Annotated in this window: 17 protein-coding genes; 8 read left to right on the forward strand and 9 right to left on the reverse strand. The window is 64.3% G+C overall.

Annotation, left to right across the window (positions count from 1 at the left end; all coding sequences use genetic code 11):
- Nucleotides 1-43: 43 nt before the first annotated feature.
- The 4 genes from C7C56_RS12340 to C7C56_RS12355 form a co-directional block, all read right to left on the reverse strand.
- Nucleotides 44-574 carry an O-acetyl-ADP-ribose deacetylase gene (locus C7C56_RS12340; protein WP_106757689.1) on the reverse strand — a complete coding sequence of 177 codons (531 nt, stop codon included), beginning with the start codon at nucleotides 572-574 and terminating at the stop codon, nucleotides 44-46.
- A 14-nt stretch (nucleotides 575-588) separates the two neighbouring features.
- Nucleotides 589-1,209: a tetratricopeptide repeat protein gene (locus C7C56_RS12345; RefSeq protein WP_106757690.1), complete on the reverse strand. Its 621-nt coding sequence runs from the start codon at nucleotides 1,207-1,209 to the stop codon at nucleotides 589-591.
- 42 nt (nucleotides 1,210-1,251) lie between these two features.
- On the reverse strand, nucleotides 1,252-2,034 hold the full coding sequence (locus tag C7C56_RS12350; RefSeq protein ID WP_106757691.1) for a GIN domain-containing protein: 783 nt from the start codon (nucleotides 2,032-2,034) through the stop codon (nucleotides 1,252-1,254).
- 88 nt (nucleotides 2,035-2,122) lie between these two features.
- Nucleotides 2,123-2,317: a hypothetical protein gene (locus tag C7C56_RS12355; protein WP_106757692.1), complete on the reverse strand. Its 195-nt coding sequence runs from the start codon at nucleotides 2,315-2,317 to the stop codon at nucleotides 2,123-2,125.
- Between the two features lie 232 nt (nucleotides 2,318-2,549).
- On the opposite strand from C7C56_RS12355, the gene C7C56_RS12360 reads away from it, so the two are divergent.
- Together C7C56_RS12360 and C7C56_RS12365 are read left to right on the forward strand one after the other, a co-directional pair.
- Nucleotides 2,550-3,836: an FAD-dependent oxidoreductase gene (locus C7C56_RS12360; RefSeq protein WP_106757693.1), complete on the forward strand. Its 1,287-nt coding sequence runs from the start codon at nucleotides 2,550-2,552 to the stop codon at nucleotides 3,834-3,836.
- Nucleotides 3,833-4,705, forward strand: coding sequence for a hypothetical protein (locus tag C7C56_RS12365; RefSeq protein WP_106757694.1), 873 nt, complete (start codon nucleotides 3,833-3,835; stop codon nucleotides 4,703-4,705). Before C7C56_RS12360 ends, C7C56_RS12365 begins: the two co-directional genes overlap by 4 nt.
- A gap of 60 nt (nucleotides 4,706-4,765) precedes the next feature.
- On the opposite strand, the gene C7C56_RS12370 is transcribed toward C7C56_RS12365, so the two are convergent.
- The 4 genes from C7C56_RS12370 to rpsO form a co-directional block, all read right to left on the reverse strand.
- Entirely contained in the window at nucleotides 4,766-7,672 is a 2,907-nt protein-coding gene (locus tag C7C56_RS12370) for an AAA family ATPase (protein WP_181373147.1), read from the reverse strand.
- Between the two features lie 224 nt (nucleotides 7,673-7,896).
- Entirely contained in the window at nucleotides 7,897-8,583 is a 687-nt protein-coding gene (locus tag C7C56_RS12375; RefSeq protein ID WP_106757695.1) for a chemotaxis protein, read from the reverse strand.
- 255 nt (nucleotides 8,584-8,838) lie between these two features.
- The gene (gene pnp, locus C7C56_RS12380; RefSeq protein WP_106757696.1) at nucleotides 8,839-10,959 is read right to left on the reverse strand and encodes a polyribonucleotide nucleotidyltransferase; all 2,121 of its coding nucleotides are present in this window, start codon (nucleotides 10,957-10,959) and stop codon (nucleotides 8,839-8,841) included.
- A 215-nt stretch (nucleotides 10,960-11,174) separates the two neighbouring features.
- Nucleotides 11,175-11,444, reverse strand: coding sequence for a 30S ribosomal protein S15 (gene rpsO, locus C7C56_RS12385; protein WP_106757697.1), 270 nt, complete (start codon nucleotides 11,442-11,444; stop codon nucleotides 11,175-11,177).
- A gap of 295 nt (nucleotides 11,445-11,739) precedes the next feature.
- Here rpsO and C7C56_RS12390 point away from each other — a divergent pair, with 295 nt between their 5' ends.
- The 6 genes from C7C56_RS12390 to C7C56_RS12415 all read left to right on the forward strand — a co-directional run bounded on the left by C7C56_RS12390 (nucleotide 11,740) and on the right by C7C56_RS12415 (nucleotide 24,400).
- Nucleotides 11,740-12,585 carry an NYN domain-containing protein gene (locus tag C7C56_RS12390; protein WP_146204451.1) on the forward strand — a complete coding sequence of 282 codons (846 nt, stop codon included), beginning with the start codon at nucleotides 11,740-11,742 and terminating at the stop codon, nucleotides 12,583-12,585.
- A complete protein-coding gene (locus tag C7C56_RS12395; RefSeq protein WP_146204452.1) occupies nucleotides 12,582-13,412 on the forward strand; it encodes a tetratricopeptide repeat protein in 831 nt (276 codons plus the stop codon). Before C7C56_RS12390 ends, C7C56_RS12395 begins: the two co-directional genes overlap by 4 nt.
- A 140-nt stretch (nucleotides 13,413-13,552) precedes the next feature.
- Nucleotides 13,553-15,307, forward strand: coding sequence for a hypothetical protein (locus C7C56_RS12400; RefSeq protein WP_106757700.1), 1,755 nt, complete (start codon nucleotides 13,553-13,555; stop codon nucleotides 15,305-15,307).
- Entirely contained in the window at nucleotides 15,304-20,532 is a 5,229-nt protein-coding gene (locus C7C56_RS12405; protein WP_106757701.1) for a DEAD/DEAH box helicase, read from the forward strand. Before C7C56_RS12400 ends, C7C56_RS12405 begins: the two co-directional genes overlap by 4 nt.
- 149 nt (nucleotides 20,533-20,681) lie before the next feature.
- Nucleotides 20,682-22,286, forward strand: coding sequence for a DUF4407 domain-containing protein (locus C7C56_RS12410; RefSeq protein ID WP_106757702.1), 1,605 nt, complete (start codon nucleotides 20,682-20,684; stop codon nucleotides 22,284-22,286).
- Between the two features lie 185 nt (nucleotides 22,287-22,471).
- Complete coding sequence (locus tag C7C56_RS12415; protein ID WP_181373148.1) at nucleotides 22,472-24,400, forward strand: adenylate/guanylate cyclase domain-containing protein; 1,929 nt, start codon at nucleotides 22,472-22,474, stop codon at nucleotides 24,398-24,400.
- Between the two features lie 48 nt (nucleotides 24,401-24,448).
- On the opposite strand, the gene C7C56_RS12420 is transcribed toward C7C56_RS12415, so the two are convergent.
- Nucleotides 24,449-25,993: a 2-isopropylmalate synthase gene (locus C7C56_RS12420; protein ID WP_106757704.1), complete on the reverse strand. Its 1,545-nt coding sequence runs from the start codon at nucleotides 25,991-25,993 to the stop codon at nucleotides 24,449-24,451.
- Between the last annotated feature and the right edge of the window lie 15 nt (nucleotides 25,994-26,008).

Here is a 26,008-nt window from a genome sequence, read left to right on the forward strand (position 1 = left end):
GATGATTTTTGGCAACAAAAGCACTTTCCAAATGTAAATATTTTCAGCCTGTGGCGGCGCCCTCTCCTGCCGCGTTGAGCACGTTCGCATACACGGCCAGGTCCGCTGCCGAGAAACAGCAGAACACCACCTCGCCCACCCCACTGCCTGCCAACATTTCCCTTACCGTCGCCACGGCGACGGTGGCCGCGCGCTCGATCGGATAGCCGTAGATGCCCGTGCTGATGCTTGGAAACGCGATCGACCGGATGCCATTGGCGGCGGCGATCTCCAGCGCGCGCCGGTAGCACGAGGCCAGCAGTTCAGGCTCGCCATGGTCGCCGCCGCGCCAGACCGGTCCGACCGTGTGGACGATGAATCTGGCCTGCAGCCGATGGCCCTTGGTGAGCTTGGCCTCGCCCGTCTTGCAGCAGCCCAGCAAACGGCACTCGTGGACCAGCTCGGGGCCCGCCGCGCGGTGGATGGCGCCGTCCACCCCGCCCCCGCCAAGCAGGGAGGAGGAGTTGGCCGCGTTGACGATCGCGTCGAGCGCCAGTTTGGTGATGTCGCCTTGAACTGCCCTTAGTACCGTCATCTCAGCCTCTGACGCTACGCCGAGTCGCCGCCGGTGAGCGACTTGGTCGGCAAGGGCGTGCCGGGTTTCCACGTGCGCGACAGGGACTGGGCCTCGTCGATTTGTTCCTGCGTCATGCGGCGCGTGATCGCGCTGCGCTGCGCGAGCGCATGCTTGTTGCCGTTCGCGGCCGACAAATTGTAGAGCATGTAGGCGATGACGACGTCGTGCCGCACCCCGGGCATGCGGTAGCAGTACATGAGCCCGAGCGTGTGCTGGGCGTCCGCGTGGCCTTTCTCGGCCGCCTTGCGGAACCACTGCAATGCCTGCATCTGGTCCTTGGGCACCGCGTTGCCGGTGTAATACATGGCCCCGACCACGTACTGGGCGTCGGCCTTGCCCTGCTGGGCCGCCTTGCGATGCCATTGCAGCGCCAGCTTGAAGTCGCGCGCGACGCCGCGCCCCACGTAATGCATCACGCCGAGCAAATGCTGTGCGTCAGCATGCCCGGCGGTGGCCAGCGGCAAGACCTCTTTCAAGGCCAGGGCGTAGTTTTTGGCGTTGTAGGCGTTGGCGCCCTCGACGAATCCGGCCGCCGCGCCCAGGGGCAGGCTGCACGCGCAGGCCAGGGCAATCGCAAAAAGGTGTTTTTTCATAGGTTTGTGCCTGAATGGGATCTGTGCCCCGGGGTCCGTTGATTACTTCCAGCTCACACTGCCGAGTCCATCGACGCTCACGTTGCGCTTGGCCGGTTTGCCGTAGACCGTCACCGAGCCCATGCCACCCAGGCTCAGCTTGGCGCTTTCCCTGGCCGTCACGGCCGCCCCGCCAACGCCGCCCAGGTCGAGGTCGACGGTGTCGGCCTCGAGTTTTTTTGCGTTCAGTCCGCCCAGGCCGCTCACATTGGCCTTGAGCCACTTGCTGCGCCCGGACAGGATCACGAAGCCGGCGCCTTGCAAATCGAGGTCGATGCCTTCGTTGTTGCCCTCGATATTCAGGCTCCCCAGGCCGCCCAGCGTGGCATCGACGATGCGGTACTGGCAGTTGACCTTCATGCCGCCGGCGCCGTCGAGCTCGAGCGAGAGCCGCTCGCCGGAAAAACCGGAGACCTCGGTCCAGCCGAGGCTCTCGGAGCTCACCGCGCGCAGGGCCGGCAGCGTCAGCTCGGCGCGGATGCCGATATGGCTGTTGCGGCCCACGCGGATGTGGTCGGTGTCGGTCATCTCGATGACGAGGGTGTCGCCGCTTTGCGCGGTCGTCGTGTTGCCGACCCAGCGCTTGTCGCCGTTGAGCACGAGCGAGGCGACCGCGCCCTGCCTGACCCTGAGATTGACGACGCCGTCGAGCTTGACGCGCGTGACGCGCGCATCGACGACACGCGTTTCGGTGACCGCCTCGTCGGGCGCGGCAAGCGCCGGGGCGCCCGCGAACAGGGTGCACATGGCCGCCGTCGCCAGGCCCAGCTTGATGATGTGGTTCATGTCAATCTCCGAAATTTTCTTCTTTTTTGTTCATCTGCGGCTGCCGATACACTACCAGCAACACGCTTGCCGTTCCAGTGCCCCGAGCCTATTTGGCCACAGCGGACGGGACCGGCGCGAGGCGCTTGGCGCTGATCGTGACGACTTGCATCTTGCCTTCGATGACAGGGGCGGCCGCCGCCTTGGCCTGGCGCGCCTGCGGGGCGGCGTCGGCCAGGCCGCTCACACCGATCAGGGCGAGGGCGGCGACGAAGATGAGTTCCATGTTTTTGGCGATGTTCATTTTTGGCTCCTGAGAATTCGTTTGCGGTATGTAATCACTATAGCGCCCCCCCCCCGCGCCGCTCCACCGGAATGCGATGAACTGCAATTTGCGCCACCCGGTTGACCAAAACGCGCGACGAGCCGGCAAACGTCATGTGTTTAAGCAACGCACGGGCAGTTTGACGGCGCCGCCACGGGCGCGGATACTGTGGCTCGTCGCGCCAGCACACAATCCCGAGAAAAACGCCGCCATGAAGCAAGCCGCCCCACCCCAGTACGACGCCATCGTGGCCGGCAGCGGCCCCGGCGGCGCCAGCGTGGCGCGCGAGCTGGCGCGGCGCGGCCTGCGCGTGCTCGTGCTCGAACAGGGCAGCGCGGCGCCCATCGCCGGCACCGTCGGCCAGATGGCGCGCTTCGCGGCGGTGCCCGGCAGGGGCGCGTTCGTCCACCGCGACGCCTCGCTGCTGGTGCAGGGCATCAACGCCGGCGGCAGCTCGACCGTCAACTTCGCCACCGCGGCCGACCCGCCGCTGGCCATGTTCGCCGGCCACGGCGTCGCGCTGGCCGACGCGCTCGCCGCGCTGCGCGCCGAATTGCCGATCGGGCCCCTGCCCGACCAGCTGATCGGTCCGGCGGCCACGCGCCTGATGCAAGGCGCGCTCGCGCTGGGCCTCGATTGGCGCAAGCTCGACAAGATGATCCGGCCGCAGACCTGCCGCAGCGGCTGCTGGCGCTGCGCCTACGGCTGTCCGTTCGGGGCCAAGTGGAGCGCGCGCGACTTCCTCGACGAGGCCGTCGGGCTGGGCGCGCGCCTGCACGACAACGCCAGGGTCGAGCGCGTGATCGTCGAGGACGGCAGGGCCGTGGGCGTCGAATTCACGCGCGGCGGCGTGCGCGCACGCGCGCTGGCGCGCATCGTGGTGCTCGCCGGCGGCGGGGTCGGCAGCCCGCGCCTGTTGCACGCGTCCGGGCTGTGGCCGCGCAGCAGCGCCTTTTTCAGCGATCCGGTGGTCGCCGTAATGGGCAGCGTGGACGGGCTCGACGGCGGGGCCGAAGTGCCGATGGCGGCCGGGCTGCGCCTCGACGCCGACGGCATCACCCTGGCCGACATGACCCTGCCCAAACCGATGTACCAGGGTTTCACGGCCCAGGTCGGCCGCTTCGACCGCCTGCTCGCGCACCGCGGCACGCTCAGCCTGATGGTCAAAATCAGGGACGAGATCGGCGGCGCCATCGGCCCGCGCTGGGTCGACAAGACGCTGGCGCCGTCGGACCGCAAAAAGCTCGACACCGGGGTCGCCATGGCGCGCGAGATATTGGCCGCGGCGGGCGCCAAGCATGTGTTCAAGAGCTGGCATTTCGCGGCGCATCCGGGCGGCAGCGTGCGCATCGGGCACGGCGTCGACAGCGACTTGCAGACGACAACCGCCAACCTGTATGTCTGCGACGCGTCCGTGATTCCGCAGGCGTGGGGCTTGCCGCCGACCCTGACCCTGCTGTGCCTGGGCAAGCGGCTCGGCGCCCATCTGGCCCGATGAGCGCGGCGCTGCGCACGCTGCTCGGCGCCGTCCTGTTGGCCGCGGGCGGCGGCGCCAACGCACAGGGGGGCGGCGTATGCGGCTTCGACCTTGCCACGCTGACATATGCGGGCACGCCGCGCGCGCAGGCCGCCTGTCTGCTGCGTCCGGTCGCCAAATGGGGCAAGGTGGCGTCGCGCCCCGCCCGCCTGCCGGCGGCGCTGGCGGCGCTCGTCGGCGAGCCGATGGTTGGAATGGCCGCGCTGGAGCGCCATCTGGCCGCGCGCGGCATCGACGAGGCCGATGTCGGCGGCGCGCTCGCAGGCACGCTGTCGCGGGCGAACGACGGCGACGCCGAGGCGCCGGCGGCGCGCTACTTCGTGATCCACGACACCAGTTGGCCCGCCTTGGGCAACGCGGCGCGCTTTCCGGGCAACGGATCGGCGGCGCTGAACAAGCTGGACAAATACGCGGGATCCGATGCGGTGGCCCATGTGTTCGTCAACCGCAAGGGCGAGACGCTGACTGGGCATGACTTTGGCGTGCCGTGGCGCGCGACCAAGTTTGAGAACGATTTGCTGGGCCCGCCGGGCAAAGGCTTGTACCTGCATATAGAACTGGTGCAGCCGCGCCGGCGCGAGCGCTCGCGCAAGGGGCCGAACGACGCGCTCGCGCCCTCGCCCGGATTCACCGCGGCGCAGTACGACAAGCTCGCCTTGCTGTACGCGGCTGCCAGCGCGCGCGCCGGGACGTGGCTGGTGCCGGCGTTTCACGCGGTGGTCGACGAGGGCATTCCCGGCGCCCACGACGATCCGCAGAACTTTGAATTGAAAAAATTCGACAAGGCGCTGGGCGTCTTGAACAAAGCCTTGCGCAAGCCGCCCCCCTGATAAGCGTTACCTCTCCGGCGGCAGGTTGATCCAGCCCGCGTGCCGAAAAGGCGGCTGCAATCACCGTCTTTGCGGCGCGCCCGTGGACGGGGCCGTCCGCTTCGCCATTTCCATCGTGGCAAGGCGCTTCAGGCCGCTATTCGCGAACGCGATCGACTCGGCCGCGGGCGGCATGCCCGCGAGCGCGAGCAACTGGTCGATATGTCCGGCGTAGCGCGGGTCGGCCGACTCTTTGATCAAGGGAAGGTTGAGTACGGAAAACACGGAAAGCCATTGCTCGCCGTCGCCGCCGCGCCGGCGCAGCGCCAGTTCCGGATTGAATTGGTAGAGCCCCGTCGACACACGCTTGAACAGGCGCCGGTTGTACGCATAATCGCGCCCGATCTCGTTGCGTGCCAGCACGCCGGATATAAAGGCGCGTTTCTTGCGCTCCGGCGCCAGCATCTCAGCCGGCATCCTGGCATAGGCCTTGAGCAGCATGGCGGCGTCGAAGGCGCCGCGGCAGTTCGGGTCGACGTTGCCAAAACACGATTTGAACAAGACCCACATGGTTTGAAACATCAGATACTCCGATTGGTGCCGGTCGATGCGCACCAGGCGCCCACCGGCCATCACGTCGATGCAGGACGGCGCCACCAACTGGTAGATGGCGCCAAGCGCTGTCGGCGCGTAGGCGTCGTCGCGCAGGGCCGTCGCCATGGCCCAGTGCAGCGCATTGCGGCCCAGGTGGTCGATGGCGCCGGTGTCGGCGCCGCGGGCGAGCAAGCTTTCGACCAGCGCGACATTGCCGGCCGCCGCCGCCGCCATCAGCGGCGTCTGATTCATCGGCGTGCGATGCTCGACGCCATGCCTGTCGCAAAGCCGCAGGATGTCCTTGTGATTGCGCGCGAAATACGGCAGGTAGTGGCGCCGCGCCAAAGTGGCGCCGAGCTTTTGAAAGTTGCGCGCCTGTTCGAAGCCAGCGTCCTGGTCGAGGAAGTAGGCCAGGGTCGGCTCGTCGAAACAGCTTGCGTAGTCGAACAACTGGCCCTTGGCCTTGCTGCCCGGCGCCTTCTCGCTGAACACTTTCGTCAACGTCTCGCGCAGCTTGGCCTCGTCGAACACCGGCCACGGGGCCGGCGTGGTCTTGAGGATCAGGCGTTCGATCGCATCGGCCTGTTCCTGCTTGCCCTGCAAGGCCAGCTTGCGCGCCTCCTTTTGCCAGTCCTCGAGGCTTGACGACTGCGCCTCGATCGTGTCGGCGGCGCCCGCCTGCGCGATATCGAGCAAGCCCAAAAGCGGGTGGCCGACATCCGATTCGACCAGGTAGACGTTGCGCATCGCCCTCGTCAACGCGACATACAAGGCGTTCACATAAAACTTGAATATCTCGAGCGACTTGTCGGTCTTGTCCTTGGCCCGGCCATATTGCAGCTCGTCACCGGCGAGGTCGGCCGCATCGACGCCCGCGGCGATCTCATTGAACTGCGCGCGGTTGCCGGAAACAAAGCGGAACAGCACGATGCTGTCGTACTCGAGGCCCTTGGCTTCATGCACGGAGAAGATCAACGGCGTGTCGAATTGTTTCTTGGCCTCGGCCTTGTCCTCGTCGCGCAGCACCAGCACCGCCAAGCGTGTCGAGCGGCGCGTCTGCGCGTTCAAGTGGCGCCGCGTGGTCTCGCTGTCGGCCAACAGGCTGACCGCGCCGGCCTCCTGATTGACGGCGTTGACCAGGAAATTGCTTTCGCGGTCGATCGAGCCGAAGCGCCGGTGCTTGATTTTCAGCAGCGCGTTGGCGACCCGGGTCACTTGCGTGCCGTTCCTGAAATTTGCCCGCAGAATCTGCAATTGCTGTCGCTCGGCCAAGTCCGGATCGCGCCAGAACAAACTCTTGACATTGGTCCAGGAAAAGAAATTTGGATGGACGATCTGGTTCGAATCACCGCACAGCAAGAATTGGCCGGGCTTCTTGAGCGACTGGAGCACCAGCGCCAATTGCACGACGGTCAGATCCTGCACCTCGTCGACGACCACGAAATCGTAGCGCGCCGGGGCCAGGCCAAGCCAGTCGTGCGCCACGAGATTGAGGTCGAACAGCTTGGCCTCGCGCAACCACGCGCGGTATTTCTCGAACAGTTCGTACAGCGTCGCGCGCTCGTTCGGGGCGAAAATCGACTGCCGCGTTCCGAGCGCGCAGTATTGCTCGCGCGTGAGAACGCCCGCGGCATCGGCCGCGAGCACGCCGCGGATCTCCTCGAAAGCCTGGTGCGCGTCGATGTCCTTGAATTGTTGGCGCATGCGGGCGAACCACGCCGCAAAATCGCGCCAGCCGGCCTCGCGCCCGGCGGGGATGCGTATCGATTCGAGGAATTCGCGGTAGGAAAGGAATGTCGCCTCCTGTCCATCGCGTTCGAAGCCATGGGCGAAATACAGATCGCGTGCGGCCTGGGCCAGATAGGCCGAGTGCGTCACATACAGGACCTCGCCTTGCGCATGTTTCATTTTCTCGAGCGTGAGCGCCGTCTTGCCGCTGCCGGCGCTGCCGACGATGATCAGTGGCGCCGCCAGCTGGTACACGGCGTGCTGCGCGTCATCGAAGGAGATCGCCTTGTCGAGCCACTGGACGCGCCGGCGTTCGGGGTGCAGATAGCGCATCGGCTCGGCGTTCCCGCCCGCCTCGATCGCTTCCACGGCCGGAATTTTATCCTCGTCGATATGGGCGCCGCGCAGGAAGCGCGACTTGTCGTAGGCGTGCTGTTCGATCACCTCGAGCATCAAGGCATACACCTCCCCCTCGAAGCGGACTGTGGAAAACAGCAAGCGGTCGGCATAGTCGAGCTTTGCGCGATAGAACTTGCCATGCGTTACATTGGCGAGCTTCTTGACATCGACCGAGCGGAAGTCGTCGCGCTCGATCGCCTGCCTGACCTTTTCGTAGTGCGCCTTGTTGCGCGGCGGGGAGAACTCGGCGTATTCCAGGATTTTCATATGTGCGCTTGTCGCGCGCCGCAGCGTGATTGGGGACTGGCAGTCTACCCGATCCGGTCGGTGCGCGGGTGCGGGCGGGCCCGCGATTTCGCCGGGCGGCGCTCCGTCCGCTGGCGTGCGGGCGCGCCCCCCCGGTGCGCATGCCCGGGATGCGTTCGCGCCGCCATGAAGAGTCCGTGCGCGGGGGACGCCCTCAACATACCCCGGTTTGCCCGCTCTATTGGCTAGTGCGCCAGCGCGCCGTGCAAGGCCTTGTGCACCAGCTCGTCCATCCGGCCCGTGATGCTGGTCATATTGCCCGCCTCGGCCGCGAACGCCTTGCCCTCAAGCCCCGCCCGCGCGGCGACGATCTGGGCGCTGAGCGCGGCCACCCGCGCCTGCTTGCTGACGACCTTGATCTCGGCCATCATGGTCTGCAGTTCCTTGCGTTGCATCTGCGCGTGGCGCTTCGATTGCTCCTCGTACATCAGGGTCAGGCCGTTGAGGATGCTGAGCAAGGGCGTCGAGATGCGCAACAGTTCCTCGAGCAGCCCGGGGGCGCCGTGCGTGTTGCCGCTGATGGCGTCGAGCGTGCTCTCGGCATGCCGGATGAAGATGCGGATCGCCTTGTCACCCTGCAGGGTGCCGAAGTAGGCTTCGCGCAACTGCTCGCAAAATACGCCAGGGAAGACGCCCTTGCCCTCGACCAGCGTTAGGTGGGCGTCGCGCAGCATGCCCAAGGTTTCGCGCGCGGTCTCGATCGCGCCGTCATGGCCCATCGAGGCGAGCACCGCGTACAGCACCACCCGTTGCGAGGTGAAGCGGCGGCGGCCCGACAGGTTGATGAGCGCGCCGATGACGTCGCCCGAGAGCGTCGTTGGGGCCGCTGGCGTGGCGCTTGTCCGCGCCGTTTTTTCTGCTTGCTCGATCATGTCGATTTCCTTCCAGGGTGGTGACCAATGCCGGATCGCGGCAACGTATTGCCACAACCAATTGCATGAATCGTGCCAAGCCCGCTCCGGGGCTGGCCGGACGCCAAGCTCACCAACTTGGCGCATAGGCGTTCAGGGCAGCACCAAATTCACGCGGCCGGGCTGGCCACGATGATGCGGCGCCAAAGCGAGGGGCGTAAAAAAACCGCCAGGCTTGCGCGCTGGCGGTTTTTACTCAGCCGAGGCTGTTACTGATTACAACGGCGCTGCGGCTTCGGCGCCTTCGGCGGCCTTCATCGACAGCTTCAAACGGCCGCGGTCGTCGGTCTCGAGGACCTTGACGCGCACTGCCTGGCCTTCTTTGAGGTAGTCGGCGACAGCCGCCACGCGCTCGTTGGCGATCTGCGAGATGTGCAGCAGACCGTCCTTGCCCGGCATCACTTGCACGATGGCGCCGAAGTCGAGCAGCTTGAGCACGACGCCGTCGTAGGTCTTGCCCACTTCGACCGATGCGGTCAACTCCTCGATGCGGCGTTTGGCTTCCTGGCCGGCGGCGGCGTCGACCGACGCGATCGTGACCACGCCCTCGTCGCTGATGTCGATCTGGGTGCCGGTCTCTTCGGTCAGCGCGCGGATGACGGCGCCGCCCTTGCCGATGACGTCACGGATCTTTTCGGGGTTGATCTTGATGGTGATCAGGCGCGGTGCGAAGTCCGACAGTTCGGTCTTCACGTGCGGCATCGCCTTTTGCATTTCGCCCAGGATATGGTCGCGGCCTTCTTTGGCTTGCGCCAGTGCCACTTGCATGATCTCCTTGGTGATGCCCATGATCTTGATGTCCATCTGCAAGGCGGTGATGCCGGCCGCGGTGCCTGCAACCTTGAAGTCCATGTCGCCGAGGTGGTCTTCGTCGCCGAGGATGTCGGACAGGACTGCGAACTTGCCGCCTTCCTTGATCAGGCCCATGGCGATGCCGGCCACGTGCGCCTTCATCGGCACGCCGGCGTCCATCAGCGCGAGGCAGCCGCCGCACACCGAAGCCATCGACGAGGAACCGTTCGACTCGGTGATTTCGGAGACCAGGCGCACCGAGTAGCTGAAGTCTTCCGGCGCCGGCAGCGCGGCGAGCAGCGCGCGCTTGGCCAGGCGGCCGTGGCCGATTTCGCGGCGCTTGGGCGTGCCCACGCGGCCGGTTTCGCCGGTCGCGAACGGAGGCATGTTGTAATGGAGCATGAACGAATCGGTGTACTCGCCCATCAGCGCGTCGATCTTCTGGCTGTCGCGGGCGGTGCCGAGGGTGGCCACGACCAGCGCTTGCGTTTCGCCGCGGGTGAACAGGGCCGAACCGTGGGTGCGCGGCAGGATGCTGGTGCGGATCGAGATCGGGCGCACGGTGCGGGTGTCGCGGCCGTCGATGCGCGGCTCGCCGTTCAAAATCTGCGAGCGCACGACCTTGGCTTCGATGTCGAACAGCACGTTGCCGACGTCGACATTGTCCGGCACCGGGGTGCCGGCGGCGGCAGCGTCTTCCTTGAGCGCCGCGTAGACGTCGGCGAAGGCGCCTTTGAGCTTGGCGGTGCGGGCGACCTTGTCTTTGGTTTGATACGCCTCGTTGATCTTGGCGTCGGCCAGATCCTTGACGCGCGCGATCAGTTGCTCGTTCTTGGCGGGCGGGGCCCACTCGACTTCCGGCTTGCCGCCGTCGCGCACCAGGTCGTGGATCGCGTCGATGACCGCTTTCATCTGGTCGTGGCCGAAGACGACGGCGCCGAGCATGATTTCCTCGGACAGTTGCTTGGCTTCGGACTCGACCATCAGGACGGCCGTTTCGGTGCCGGCGACGACCAGATCCATTTCCGAGGTCTTCAGTTCGGTCGTGGTCGGGTTCAGGATGTACTGCCCGTTGGCGTAGCCGACGCGCGCGGCGCCGATCGGGCCGGAAAACGGGATGCCCGACACGCACAGGGCGGCCGAGGCCCCGATCATGGCGGCGATGTCCGGGTCGATCTCAGGATTGACCGACAGCACGTGGATGATGATCTGGACTTCGTTCAGGTAGCCTTCCGGGAACAGCGGACGGATCGGACGGTCGATCAGGCGCGAGGTCAGGGTTTCTTTTTCGGAGGGACGGCCTTCGCGCTTGAAGAAACCGCCTGGGATTTTACCGGCGGCATAGGTCTTCTCGACGTAGTCGACGGTCAGCGGGAAGAAATCCTGGCCCGGCTTGGCGTCTTTGCGCGCCACCACGGTCGCGAGGACCACGGTGTCTTCGATCGACACCATGACGGCGCCGGACGCTTGACGCGCGATTTCGCCGGTCTCAAGGGTCACTTGATGTTGGCCGTACTGGAAGGTCTTCGTAACTTTGTTAAACATGGGTAATCCCTTTCTAATTGCCGACAGATTTTCAGGAGCTGTCGTTCACCTCACCGCAGACGGCCAGATCGTGGCCGCCTTTACTAGATTCTCACTTGCGCGTTTTAGATGGCTCCGGGCAAAATTGATTGCCTGTCAGCGCCCTCTGAAATGCAAAATGCCCGCTACAGCGAACTGGAGCAGGCATTTTTTGTTTAAACCGTGTGTGGCAATGATTACTTGCGCAGACCGAGTTTGGCGATCAGCTCGCGATAACGTGTAGCGTCTTTGCTTTTCAGGTAGGACAGCAGGCTTTTACGACGGTTGACCATCATGATCAGGCCGCGGCGGGAATGGTGATCCTTCGCGTGGGCTTTGAAGTGGCCGTTCAGTTCGTTGATGCGTGCGGTCAGCAATGCGACCTGGACTTCCGGCGAACCCGTGTCGTTTTGGCCACGTGCGTTGTCCGCGATGATGGCGGCTTTGTTGATGTTTTCTACGGTCATGATATTACCTTTCACATGCGGTGCAAGAGTCGCAACCCAGCGCACCGTGAACTTCGATTGATGGCTGGCCAAAACGGCCAGACCGGCAAGTATATGCGAAAACGGGGGGAGGTGCCAGTCTTGTCTACTTAAAAGACCCCTTTCCCGAGGAATCGGGGCGCGCCAACGCTGCCTATTCGCCAATATTGCCGGCGCAAGCCGACGGGTGCTTTACAAGCGGCCTTAAGGACTTCGGCGTCCGTTATGACTACTCTTGGCTTACTGCACTGTGCAGTCGATCGAGGAGAAAACTAACATGTCGAATTCAAGCCCTCTCGCGGCGCAGCAGGAGCCATCGGCTCCGCCAAGCCTTCCGAAGCCGGCACAAATGGCGCGCGCGCGTCTTGGCGCAGCCAACGATTTCTTGCTCAGCATGATGCCGGTTCTGGCGGCATGCGGCGGCTTGGCGCCGATTCCGGTGACGCCGGACGGCTCGCCGGATCCGCTTAAACCTGCCCCGTCCCGCCGTCCGCATTGCCCCCGTGGCCGGGCCGGGCCCCAGGAATTGGGGATTCCGGCCCGCAGCCAATTCCCCTCCGATATCGAGGGCAAAACCCTGCTCGTGATCGACGGTGAAAATATCGCCTTCACACTCAAGCGCGCCGGCCTGAAACTGGACTGGGGCGCATTCATGCAAGTACTGGGGGCGACGGTTCCCGCGTTGCAGGCACACGCCTATTCGACGGCATCCGAGGAATGCCTGGACCAGGTAGCTCAGGTGTATGAGGGCGCGGGGATCGATGCCCACGTTCGCCCCAAGCAAACGGTCCATACCTTCCACGGTCATGTCGAAAAAGCGAATTCGGACCATGACATCCTGCTCGGGCTCGGAATGCTGCTGCAGGGCCACCTGCCCGACAACCTCATCCTGGCATCGGGCGACGGCGACCTGGGCACCGCGGTGGCCCATTTTTGTGCGTCGTTTGACGTGAATCTGATCATTTGCGGGGTGCCAGGCGCGACTTCGGCGCGTCTCCGCAAACGCAACAACGCCCAGGTCGCGGGGAATATCTGGCTCGGCCGCGAGCTCATGCTTCCGTTGGTGGCCGGCAGCGCGCCGGTCCCCGCTCCCATCCCATCGCGCCAAGGAGAGACACCATGAAAATCCCGTCGCCAAAAAGAATGCGCCCGCCAGCAGCCCCCGCACCGCTGCGCCATTACCGCGGCGCGGCGGGCGGCGCCGGCCACGACGGCAGCGTGGCCGAGCTGGCCAAGCGCGACAGCGATCAGTTGCTGCGCCAGGCCGAAGCGGACCTGCAGGCGCTGCTCAACCGGATGGGCCTGGGGGCCGCAGCGGGGCCGGAGGCGCGAGACCGGCCCCGTCCCGGGCCCGGCGTTGAAGCGCCCGCGGCGGGCGGCGCCGCAGTGCCGCGTCCCACCCCGGCGGCGCCAAGGGCCAAGCCGGCGCAACCCCTGGCGCGCGTCGCCCAGCGCTACGCGCTCGGCGCCACGCTGGTGGCGCTGCTTGCCTTGTTCACGGTGGTGATGGTGAGCATCGTGCATACGGACCGCCTCGACAAACATGCGGGTCAGCTCGATCGCAATGAAAAAGCCACCGCCGAACTCGACGCCCGGGGCCGCAGCCACGACGCCGAGCTCGCACGGCGGCTCGAAACACTCCAGCGCGCGCTGGCCGAGGTCAAGTATCCGCCGGCCGCATTCGGCGCCGCCCAGGAGCTGTTCAAGGCGGAGCGTTATGCGCAGGCGGAGACGGCCTACATGGCATTCCTGCTGCGCTACCCCGACAGCCGAGTGGCCGACGTCGCGCTGCACAACGCAGCCATCGCGGCGGCGATGCGACACAGCTGCGGAATGGCCGCCGCCTACATGCAGCGCCTGGCGGCTCGTTTCCCGTCCAGCCCGCTGCGCACCCAGGGCCGCGAGCTGGTTCCGGAATGCCACAAGCTGCGCGCCCTGGGGAGCAATTGAAGGCATGCAGGCCGAAAAGGCGCCAGAAGGCCGCTGGGGGAAGTCGAGTATAGTACTTACTATCAATTACAAATGATTATTTGAACTTATTGCTAGTTATTTACCGCCCCCAGCCTCCGGTGCGCGACAAGAAAGAGTAAATGCATTCACGCAAACAACAACAGGCGGCGATCCTCGAGGAGTGGGCCGGTCGGGCCCCAGGCGATCCGGTGGCAGAGTTTCTGAAAGGGGCGACCGAAGAGAGCAAACGCGCGATCGTCAGTATCTACAACTACTATACCGGCGTGCCCGGCCGAACGGCCGTGAAAAAAATGCTCGAAACTGGTGTATGCAGCGCCTTCCGGCGCGCCGAAGTTAGCGAGTTGCTAGCCAGGCATGGACTCGACGCCTCCCCCTTAGCCGTGGCGGTCGAGGCTGCCGCAGAGCAATGTGAACTTTCCGCCGCCAGCGAGCAGGAAAGCGAGGCCAGGGGGCTGTGCTATTGCGAGGCTTTATTGCGGTTCACGCGTTCGCTTGATTGTGGCCACGTAGCCTTGGGTGCGTTTGAACTGATATGCCAGGATACGCAAAGCGACATTGACGCCTTCTTGCGTTTTTGCTCGAAACTGGTGCCGGCGATTGACGGCGTGCTCGCAACGTTCGAGTCGAAGGACCGGGCAACTTATTGCTTGGCAATGCTCCTGTGCGCTCAGCACGGCGTCGCGCCCACCCTGCGCCGCTTGCAAAGCATCGGCGTGCAGTTCGACCCCGCTAAGCTGCAGACGCAGCTCGCCGCTGTCTATCTATGCGAACAAAACGGGAAATTCGTCGAGCAAACCGGCGAATATTCTCGCGACGACTCCTTTTTCGCCACCCGTGCGGCGCTGGCATGCCTCGTCTGGCGCGATCATCATGGCCACCCATGCGTTTCGTGGTTGATCTCGGTGTTGTGGTGCAGTAGAGATATCAGCGACGTATTCCGTTCACGCTGCTACACCACCGCGTCTGCTGGCTGCATTTCGAAAAATTTGATGCGTTTGTATGGGGGGACGGATAAGGATCAAGGCGAGAAATTCTCAACCGAAATTACGAGCGCCTTTGAATGGAGCAAACAGCCGGACATTGCGGGCAAGGCGGCCAACACCGCGCGCGCCCTGGTGCCGATCAAGGCCGCCGACCACGCGTTCGTGCTGGAGATCTTCAAGCAGCTGCTCGACTCGACCTATCGCAGCAGCGCGCTGATCGGGCTCGCCGCCAAGTTGGGCGTGTTTTATCACGGCTTGAGCGAACCTCCCTGCACTTCACCCAGCGGCAACCAAAACGCCGCGACGGAGCAGGTCGAACTTGTCCGCAAGCTTGCGCTGGCGGTCAATCCGGACTGCGCGCCAGATGCCGCCGCAGCGCCCATTCTCGCCATGACACGCGCAATCTATTACAAAAATGTCGGCGCGACAGAAGTGCTGGCGCCCGGTTTTGACTGGCAGGACATGCCCGGCGACTGGCGTGACAAAACGTCGTTCGCGCAACGGGAAAGCGCGGCTGCGGCGGGCCCATTCCTTTGGCTGTACGGCAGGCTTTTCCAGAAACATGTCGACGAGGTAATCAACAATGTCGCGGCCGGGCTTGCCGCCCACAGGTCTGCGTGCCCGACCGGCCAGGCCCTGAGCCGATTCCTGTTCCTGGTCCCGCAGGTGCGGATGCCGACCGGTGCCGGACCCAGACGCAATCGGACGCTCGCCGACTACCCCGGCGATGGCGCGATGCGCAACACCTTGATCACCCTGGCGATGACACCAATGCTCTCCGGCCTGGCCATTAAGCAGGACCTCGCTTCGCCCATTTTGCACAGGGCCGGCCCGCTGAAGGGGTCGCAGCCGCTGTTTGGCCACTCACACCACTCTGGAGCTGGAACATGAATCAACTGGTTAGCTACGCGCTGACGCCCGGGGCCCTGCAGACACTCGCGTCGTGCGCCGCGCCGCCGGAGCGGATCCCGACGGCATGGTTTAACTGGACTGGCGCGAAGGGGGCAAGGAATTTCAACGTCGAACGCCTCAGCCTGGTCAGTGTCGATTGCGGCGGCGAGGAACTGCTGCGCTGGAGCGAGAATGCGCGCAGTGCCGGCTATGGCTGCGTCTTGATCGCCCACGTCGGTGACGGTTTCCATCTCGGCGACCTTAAGGGACTGGACGGCGACGTTGGTTTCATCGCGATCGCTGCCGCCCCCGCCCCGGCCGCGCCCGAGGAGCATGCGCTGCTGCTGGCGACGCTGCGCGAGCCGGACGATTTCTTCGGCGTCGCGTGGTCCGCGCTTAGGCGGGGCGGCAGCGGCAAGTTGTACGACTACGAGTCGGTCACGCGCGAACAATGGTGGGGCTACGCGGTGGCGCTCCAAAAGTGGATCGAGGAAACCAGGGAGGGCGGGCCGAACGCGCACGCGCGGCAGCGCCGCGCCGATTTCAGCATTTGGCGTGCCCACGCCGGACTGCAAATCAGGCTCGGCCTCGCCGAATGCTGGGACCTGGGCGCGCGCTGGCTGGCCGACGATGTCGGGCCGCTCAAGGCATCCGGCTATGCGGCGTATTTTCCGATGCGCCAGATGGGATGCTGCGGCGTGGCGGTGGACCACTTGCGGCGCCTGCACACGGTCGGCGCCTTGAGCGCCGACTGGGAGTGGGACGACGGCACCGTGCGGGCAGCCATGGCGCGCGCGGCGCGCACGCTGGTGCCGGAGCGCGCACGCGAACATGCGATCTTTGCCCTGGCCGGCGCAACGCTGCGCGGCATGCTTGGCCACGCGTTCCATGCCACTCCGCTGGCGCGGGCCAGCAGCGCCCAATTCAGCGCCACCATCGTGCTGGAGCAATCGGATCGGATCGAGATAAGCTGGAGCGCACATACGCTGACGGTGCGCCCTTTCCGCTATAGGGAGCTGTCAGCCCTTCGACTGGTCGTGTTCGGAATCGGCGGCACCGGAGGTAGCGTCCTTGAGGAGCTTCTGACGGTCGACCTGTTCGAGCACGAAGTGCGCCTCGCCCTAGAGACAAGAGAAGAAATGTTTTTCGCGATAACCCCCCAATCTCCCGCAGGAGCATCCATGAAAAACCCCATACCTATCGCCGCCGAGATCACCGACATTGCGCATACCCGCGAAAAGAAGACGATGGAGATCGGTTTTCCCATCATTGCATCGGTATTGGGACAAGAAGTGGTCGTCTGCGCCTACATAAGCGCGCGCCCCGACGATGAGCCCACGGTCACCATGCTCGATCGGGAAAATGGAAGTCGTGCCGAGGTCGCCTTCGCTTCACCCTATCTTGAGCATTTGCAGCAATTCACCCTGAAAGGCTATTCGGTTGATATCGTTCTCGACGGCGACGTGCAGGCGCGCAAGGCGGTGCTGGGGCACAACAATCGCCTCAATTTGAATGGCGCCTCCGGCACGCTCGCATTCCATCTGTTGGCCACTTTTCACAAGGCAATTGCGGTGCGGCCGGGCGAGGAAAGGGTGCTGGTGACGGGCCTGGCGGCGATCGTCCAACATCGTTGGCAGGTCAATCCGCTCAATAGCGCGGACACCGAACTCAAGGCTGCGTACGCGAAGCAGAAAAAACTCAGTCTCTGGATCCACCGCGACGACTACGACGCGCTCGCCGACAAGGGTACGGAGACGGAAACGGTGTTCGAACCGTTCTACGCTTCGAACGGTTCGCCGTCGTGGCTGCTAGCGGAGTTCGCAACAAGGTACGCGCTTCCCCTTGCGGAGCAGGTCGCGCCCCCGCCGGACATCCCCGAAGGCACTTTGACGGAAAGAGATCTATTCGCCGCAGCCGTTGACCCAAAGGCGCTGCGCCCGACCTCGCAAGAAGACTGGCTCAACGAGTTCTTCAAACAACGGCCCGCGCGCGCATTGCTGCCCATTCAAATCCAGGCGCTGCAGCCCGGCAACTTCGATAAGGTATTCGCTCCCTTCGGTGGCAACAGCGAGGCGCTGCGGCACACGCTGATCAGCGGCCCGACCGGTTGCGGCAAGACCACGCTGCTGCAGGCACTGGTGCTCAATGGCTTGCACAACCGCGCCGGCTCGGTGCTCTATATCGGACCGACCCGCGCCTTGGTTGAGGAATTTCACGAAAACATCAGCGAAGATCTGAAGGCCTTGCTGCCGCAACAACAGACGGTGCGTGTGATGTTGTCGACCGGGGACTACAGCAAGGACGACTACGCCATTGCCAGTGGCAGGTTCGGACTCGCCTGCATCGTCAACGAGAAGGCGAATTTATTGTTCAGTTCGGAGGATAGCCATCGTTTGCTCAACAATCTCACGATGATCATCGTCGACGAATTGCACATGTTGGCAGACCCTTCGCGCGGCGGCCTGCTCGACTTGCTCATTTCCCACGCAACCCAAGTGGCACGCCTGCGCCTGAGTGGCGAATTCTCGAGTATCCCGCTCCAGATAGTCGGCATCACCACCGAGGGAATGGCACAGAAACTGGTCGAACTCGGCTGGCTCGATTTCCGGGTCGACGACGATGATGCTGGTCCTTGCCTGCTCAACGTGAGTGATCGCCCCGTACCGGTGCGCCATAAAGTCGCGGTGATGTACGAAATCGCGTGCAAGGGGGAACCCGACTGGGTTGAGAAAGACATCGTGGAATTCAAGGAAAACGCGAATCGCCATATGACGCCGTCCGACCTGGAGATGACAATGCGAACGCTGGCGCCAAGCCGAACCGAAGCGGACAGCTTCAACCGGCGCGCCAACCAGCGCAATTACATCAGCCGGCAAATACACGACTTCATCCTGTCCAAGCGCAAGGTGCACCAGACAACCATTGTTGCCGTCAAATCAGTCAGCGATACGGAAAGCTATGCCAACGCGCTTTGGAAGCGACTCGACAATCTTGTCGATCAGTGCCCCGTGCCGGAAAAGTACGCGTTCGCCTTGTACTCGTCCGGGCTGACCGAGACCAACGTCGGCAATATGCTGCGCTGGGCCGCCCGCGGGATCTATGTCCACAGCAGCCAGTTACCGAGAAAACTGCGCGAAGTGATCGCAAAGATCTTCCGTGCGCCGGTGCTCGCGAACGAAAAGCCGAAGGTGCTGATGTGCACAGAGACACTGACCTACGGCGTGAACCTGAGCGCTTCGTGCCTGATCCTCACAACCCTGGAAATGTCGCGAGACAACCCAGCCGATCCTTTTGCGATTCCAACCCCGCAGAGATTGGGGGCCAACCAATACCATAACTTGCTCGGCCGGGCCGGCAGGCTCGGCTACAAGAATTCCCACACCCCGCCGGCCGAGGCGATCGTCTGCATACCGTTGTCCGCGTTCGCGGTCCCCGCGCTGCGCCAACGGTTCCTGAACGACTTCTATACGGAGACAAACACCAAGTCCCTGTCGTATATCGTCTTGCAAAGCGATCTCGATACGCTCAAACGCGTTGGCAAGGATGTGCCGCCCAAATTCTCAGCGATCAATCCCAAACATGCGCTCGAAGACTACAGCTTTCCGCTGTTTAGGACCGTGCTCGACTCCGTTCGCAAAGCGAACAAAAACCGCATGGAAGGCTTGCCTTTGATAACCCGCTTCATCCAGAGCACGGTTGGCTATCAGTCGTCGGGAAACAAGGGCAAGCTGGACGAACTGTGCCTTGTGGTGCTTAAAAAGGCCTCCGAATACCGGGAAGGGGGGATCCTGCTTATTAGCACCCAAGGTAGCGCCCAAGGCAAAACCGACAGCCTGTTGCACAGCCTATTGCCTGCTGGGGCGGCGCTGATCGACACGGGGACCAGCCTGCACGCGGTGGCGCCGATCTCACGCTGGCTCGACGCGCTGAGGCAGCATCCCGCGAGCGGCAACTGGAGTGTCGAGGCCTTGCTGCCAGGACTGATTTGCGCCCCGGACTTCGGAAAGGTTGCAGGCGAGCTTGTCCCGGAAGCGTCACAGCAACCACAGATGACGCCGCAGGCCCTGTCCGAACTCGAGGAGGCGGTGCGCTCGCGCCTGAGGCTGGAGCTAGATATCCTCCAACTCGCTTTATTGATGGACGTGCTTACCTCCTACATCGAGAACGAAGCGTTCGGCCGCGCCTTTGTCAACCAGTTGGATAGCGCCCTCAAGAAGGTTGTATTGCTCAAGCTGCTCACCATGGTGCTGATGTGGTTGCGCGGCGCCACGACCGACGAGATGACCTTGGTTGCCAGGATCAATCAAAAGCAAAAATCCAAGGACTGGGGGCAAAAGCACGCCGAAAAGCTTGAAACGCTATGCAGCATGTGTTACCGGTTCTTCGGCAACCAGTCCGGCTTCCTGCACCCCCATCATTTACAGCAGTTGCCGCAACTGGCGGTACGCGTCAAACACGGGCTCTCGTTCGGAGCAATGCCATTTTTAAATGTTTTCCCGAGCGACGGGGTATTACCAAGGCAGGCAATCGTCAAGATGCATGAAAAGGTCGGCAACCCGTTCAATCTGCTGAGCGACAACCACCATCCCTTTGAGCAGATCACCAAGGTGCTGGCTGAGTTGCCGCAAGGCAGCGTAGTGGACACGAACAGTGTGATCCAGATCGTCAAACGCTCTTACGATGGCGGCCTCGACGACTTCCTCGAACAGCTAACGAGCGACACCGACAATTTTTTCCGATTGGCGAGGGAGGCGCTTTGCATGCCCAAAGCCGATTGCTTTTCGGCCCGTTGGCGCCCCCAAACGCTGCTCGACGTGGCGCTCGAGCAGTGCGACGGGCGCAATATCCTGTTCACCAACCGCGACGGCGCAGTCGGCGTCGAGGAGATCGGCGGAGAGGTCAGCGTGGTGTTTACCACCGACCCACATTATGTAAACCCGCACGGTCCGCTGCTGCGCCTGCTCGGATGGCATGAGCAGGAGGAGATACCAAGCATCACCCCGTGCGCATACGTTTTGCTGGTCGCCTGCTTGCGCCGCGGACTACTCGAATTCGGGGACCTTTTCGCCATCGTCGACAGTCCCGCTCCGGCGCAAAGAATCGATGTTGCCTGGATCATGTCGAAATTGGCCGCAGATCAGATATTGAAGGACATGCCGTCCCTGCAGGAGTTCCTGCTCGGCTTTATCGAGCCCGCGGCCTCGCGCAAAGACTCGCGGCCTTGAGTATTTTCAAAACAAGCACCTGAGCGAAAAACACGCGGCCTTAAGGTTTTTAATTCGCACCGGGTTGAAAATCACCCCCATGCTGACTCGATCCGACAAGCACATCGCCGCAGAATGCTGCGGCGATCATCTCGAACCGGGAGTGAATCATGGGTAATTTCGATAACGAGCAACACGGTCCCAGCTTCGTACACCGCCTGCTCACGCTGTTTGTAATGATCGCCTCTTTCATCGCCCGCTGCTTCAAGCGCGCCGGCGTGGTCTGGGCGCGCCTGTTGCGCTCGCTTGTCGGCGTCGACCGCCGGCTCATGGCAACGTCGAGCAAATCGCTGCAAAGCACCTTCCATGCGCTCGCCTTGCTGATGGTGGGCACGGCGATGATCACGGCCGGCGGCATCACCTTCAAACTCAGCCAGGCCTTCGGCTTCGGCCTGCTGGCAAATCTCGCAACATTTGCGTTCGTATTTTCGTTCGCGGCAGCGCTCGAGTGCGCGATCCTCGGAACTTTGATGCCAGGAAACCCATTGACCAAGGCCATCGTCGTACGGATCGGCGCCGGGCTTCTGATCACCGCGATGCAAGTGGTGCCGATTCTCACCCTGATGATGCATGATCGAATCAACCTGGCGCTCCACAGCGAAGGCGTCGCCAGCCAGCTGGTCCTGAAGGCGCAAAACGAAAGCCTGTCCGGCATGGCGGCGATCCAGGACCGCGCTAGCAAGTTGGAGGACGGCGAGGAACGCGCCCGCGCCGAATTCGCCAACCCGCCGCGCGATCCCGAGGTCGAACAAGCAAACGACAAATTGAGCGCGGCCCGCAGCGAGCTGTCGGCCGCGCAGGCGGACCTCGCCGCGCTGCGCCTCAAGGCAAGCACGCTGGCCAAGGCGGCGGTCGCCAGTGACAAGGACGAAAAGCGGCGTGGCGTCCGTATCCGCGCGCTCGAAGCGGTGCAAGCCAAAATGCGCACGGCAGCAGCCGCCATCAATAGGGCCGACGTCGCGGTGCAGGAAGCCGAGGGGGCCCTGAAAAGCCGCCAGGCCGCGCAGGTCATGCGCCTGCAGCAATCGGTCACCGAGGCCAGCACGGCCGTGAGCGAGCATGCAAAACACGTCAAGGGCGTCGCTAGCAAACTCGAAGGCGATGCCAGCGTTTCGCGCGACTTGGTCGAGCGCGCGAATAAACCGAACTTCATCTCGCAGACCATCGCGCTGTTCAAACTCGCGGCGCGCGACCTGAGCGTCGCGGCCGCCTGCTTGGCCTTCTACTTGGCAGCATTGCTGATCGACACCCTCCCATTGATGGTCAAGATGTCGATGAAGGACAACCAGTACGCGCGCCGCCTCATGGCACGGGAAGACGATCAGGAGTTTGGTGAAAAAATCGAAAGCGAAGTCGCCCGCCTCGACGGGGAGCGCATCCTGTCCGAGAAAACCAACGAGCTCAATGGCGTCCGGAAGTTCGCGGAACAAGACGCCGGCGCCTATCTGGCACAAAAACTCGCGTTCAACAACCAGCTCATGCTCGACATCACCACCGCGACCCAGTCGATGCAAGTGACCGAGGCCGCTGCGGACCGCCTGCGTGGCCTGATGTTCAAATTGCTCGAGATCGACAAGCTCGTGGCCGCGCATCCGAACGTGAAATCGGTTTACACCAGCCAGCTCGCCGTACTCCTGAGCGAGCTGCGGGAGCGCGCGGCCGATATCGACCGCGCGCTGCGCAAGCAGCACATGGCCGGCGGCGCCGCCACCTAGTATCCCTGTCGGCCGCCTGGATGCGGCCAGGAGGCGGAATCGGCGCCGCAGCCCGGCGTAAGGCACGGCAGGGCTGCGGCCTTGCGCAGCCGTGCGGCGCCGGACCTTTGCTCGCCAGACCGATTCTCGCTTCTGGCAACCCGACAGCGCGTAGAATGAAGGCAATATTTTCCACTCCCCTCCCCATGGCCAAACGCTTCGTCTTTCGTCATTTCCGCACCCGCCTGGTCGCGTTCATCGTGGTGCTGGTGCTCGTCCTGCAGGCGCTGGTGTTCTTCACCGTGGGCACCGCGGCCAACCGCAGCGCCATCGGCGCCAGCGAGGAGGCGCTGCAACTGACCCTGCTGTCGCTGCAGGAGACCATGTCCACGCGCGAGAACAACCTGCGCAAGTTCGCGCGCCTGCTGTCGCACGATTTCGCCTTCAAGGCGCTGGTGAGCGTGGGCGACCCGGCCACCCTGATGTCGGCGTTCCGCAGCTACCGCAAGCGCCTCGGGGCCGACTGGATGTTCGTGCTCGACCTCGAGGGAGGCGCGCTGGCCGACACACTCGACCCGGCCGGCAAGCGCGCGCCGTCCGCCCTGCGCGCGCTCAGCGACAGCGCCGCCAACGACCCGCAGGAGGTCGCCTCGAGCATCGAGATCATCGACGGCAGGGCCTACCAGGTGGTGCTGGTGCCGGTCAAAGGCCCGCTCACCATCGCCTGGGTCGGCATCGGCTTCGAGGTCACCGACCTGCTGGCCAAGCAGCTCGAGCGGCAAACCCACACCAGCGTGAGCCTGGTGTGGCGCACGCCGGCGGGCCAGCCGATGCTGCTCGCGTCGACCCTGGACCAGCAACAGCGGCGCGACTACCTGGCCAACCACCAGGGCGCGATGCTGCCGGCGGCCGGCGGCGCGGCCGCGCGCATCACCGCGATGGCCGGCGAGGAGTACGTGGCGATCGAGGCGCCCCTGCGCAAGACCGGCGGCGGGGTCCTGCTCGGCGCGCTGCAACGCTCGCTCGACGAGGCGCTGGGCGACTACCATGTGCTGCGCTGGCAGCTGCTGGCCGTGTTCGTGCTGTCGACGCTGATGGCGGCGTTCGCGGCGATCTATATCGCCAGCCGCGTCACGCGTCCGGTGCGGCGGCTCGCCGCCGGCGCCAAGCGCATCAGCGCCGGGCACTACGAAACCATCGGCGACATCGGCGCGCACGACGAACTGGGCACGCTGGCGGCCTCGTTCGACGACATGGTGCACGGCCTGATCGAGCGCGACAAGGTGCGCGACATGCTCGGCAAGGTGGTCTCGCCGGCGATCGCCGAGGAGCTGCTGTCGCAGAACATCGACTTCAGCGGGCAGGAACAGGAGGTCAGCGTGATGTTCTCCGACATCCGCGGCTTCACCACCCTGTGCGAGGGCCGCGCGCCAAGCGAAATCCTGTCGATGCTCAACACCTACCTCGGCACCGTGAGCGACCTGATCGACGGCCACGACGGCGTGGTCGACAAATACATCGGCGACGCCGTCATGGCCTTGTACGGCGCGCCGCTGGTGGCGCCGGACGACCCGCAGCGCGCGCTCGAGACGGCGCTGGCGATGGTCGGCGCCCTGCCCGCCCTGAATGCGCAGTTCGCACGCGACGGCTGGCCGCCGCTGGCGATCGGCATCGGCATCCACAGCGGCATCGTGGTGGCCGGGAACATCGGTTCGCGCTCGCGCCTCAATTACACGGTGCTCGGCGACACGGTCAACCTGGCCTCGCGGCTCGAGGGCCTGTGCAAACACTACGGGGAGGCGATCATCGTCAGCGAGGCCACCATGCGCCGCTGCCCGGGTATCGCGTTCCGCGAACTCGATCTGGTGCGGGTCAAGGGCAAGCAGGAGGCGGTCGCGATTTTTTCCGTGATCGGGCACCGCAGCGACATCAGCGCGCGGCGATCGGGCGAGCTGGCGCTGCACGCGCAGGCGCTCGCGGACTACCGCGGCGGCCGCTTCGAGCAGGCCTTGACCCGGTTCGAAGCCGCGCCGCGCGACGGGCTGACCAAACTGTACATGGCCCGCTGCGCGCGCCACATCGCCGAGCCGCCCGCGCGGGACTGGGATGCGGTCGAGTCGCTGACCGAGAAATAGTCTTCATCATGTCGGCCGGGGCGCGCCAAGGGCGGGACGCCCCTCCCGCTACTGCTGCGGATTGACGCGTTCGACCTTCGAGTGCAGCTTGTTCAGGCCCGACAGGTAGGCCTTGGCCGTGGCCACGATGATGTCCGGGTCCGAGCCGACGCCGTTGACGATGCGCCCGGCGCGCGACAGGCGCATGGTCACCTCGCCCTGCGACTGGCTGCCGTTGCTGATCGCGTTGATGGAGAACAGCACCAGCTCGGCGCCGCTGGCGGCCTCTTTTTCGATCGCGTTAACGGTGGCGTCGACCGGTCCGTCGCCCTCGCCTTCGCAGGTGACCTCCTTGCCGTCCATCGAGAACACCACCTTGGCGCTCGGGGTCTCGCCGGTCTCGGAGCGCTGCGCCAGCGAGACGAAATGGTAGAACTCGCCCTCGTGCGCGTGGTCCTCTTCGGACACGAGCGCCATGATGTCTTCGTCGAAGATCTCCGACTTGCGGTCGGCCAGCTCCTTGAAGCGGCCGAAGGCGGCGTTGACGTCGGCCTCGGATTCGAGCTCGATGCCGAGTTCCTGCAGGCGCGCCTTGAACGCGTTGCGGCCCGACAGTTTGCCCAGCACGATCTTGTTGGCGGTCCAGCCGACGTCTTCGGCGCGCATGATCTCGTAGGTCTCGCGCGCCTTCAGGATGCCGTCCTGGTGGATGCCGGACGCGTGCGCGAAGGCGTTCGCGCCCACCACCGCCTTGTTCGGCTGCACCGCGAAGCCGGTGATCTGCGAGACCATCTTGGAGGCGGCAACGATCTGGGTGGTGTCGATCCCGAGCTGCAGCTTGAAGTAGTCGGAGCGCGTGCGCACCGCCATGACGAGTTCCTCGAGCGCGGTGTTGCCGGCCCGTTCGCCCAGGCCGTTGATGGTGCACTCGACCTGGCGCGCGCCGCCGATCATGACGCCGGCGAGCGAATTGGCGACCGCCAGGCCAAGGTCGTTGTGGCAGTGGACCGACCAGATCGCCTTGTCGGAGTTGGGGATGCGCTCGCGCAGGCGGCGGATGGTCTGGCCGAACACCTCGGGCACCGCGTAGCCGACCGTGTCGGGGAAGTTGATGGTGGTGGCGCCCTCGGCGATGACCGATTCGAGCACGCGGCACAGGAAGTCCTCGTCGGAGCGGCTGCCGTCCTCGGGCGAGAATTCGACGTCGTCGGTGTACTGGCGCGCGTAGCGGATCGCCGCCATGGCCTGCTCGAGCACCTGCTCGGGCTCCATGCGCAGCTTCATTTTCATGTGCAGCGGCGAGGTCGCGATGAAGGTGTGGATGCGTTTGCGCTCGGCCGGCTGCAGGGCCTCGGCGGCGCGCGCGATGTCGCGCTCGTTGGCGCGCGAGAGCGAGCACACGGTCGAGTCCTTGATGGCGGCGGCGATCGCGCGGATGGCCTCGAAGTCGCCGGGCGAGGCGGCCGCGAAACCGGCCTCGATGACGTCGACCTTCATGCGCTCGAGCTGGCGCGCGATGCGGACCTTTTCGTCCTTGGTCATCGAGGCGCCGGGCGACTGCTCGCCGTCGCGCAGGGTGGTGTCGAAAATGATGAGGCGGTTCGAATCAGTCATGCCAGCTCCAGTAAT

It is taken from the genome of Massilia glaciei (assembly GCF_003011895.2).
In the GTDB taxonomy this organism is placed as follows: domain Bacteria; phylum Pseudomonadota; class Gammaproteobacteria; order Burkholderiales; family Burkholderiaceae_D; genus Telluria_A; species Telluria_A glaciei.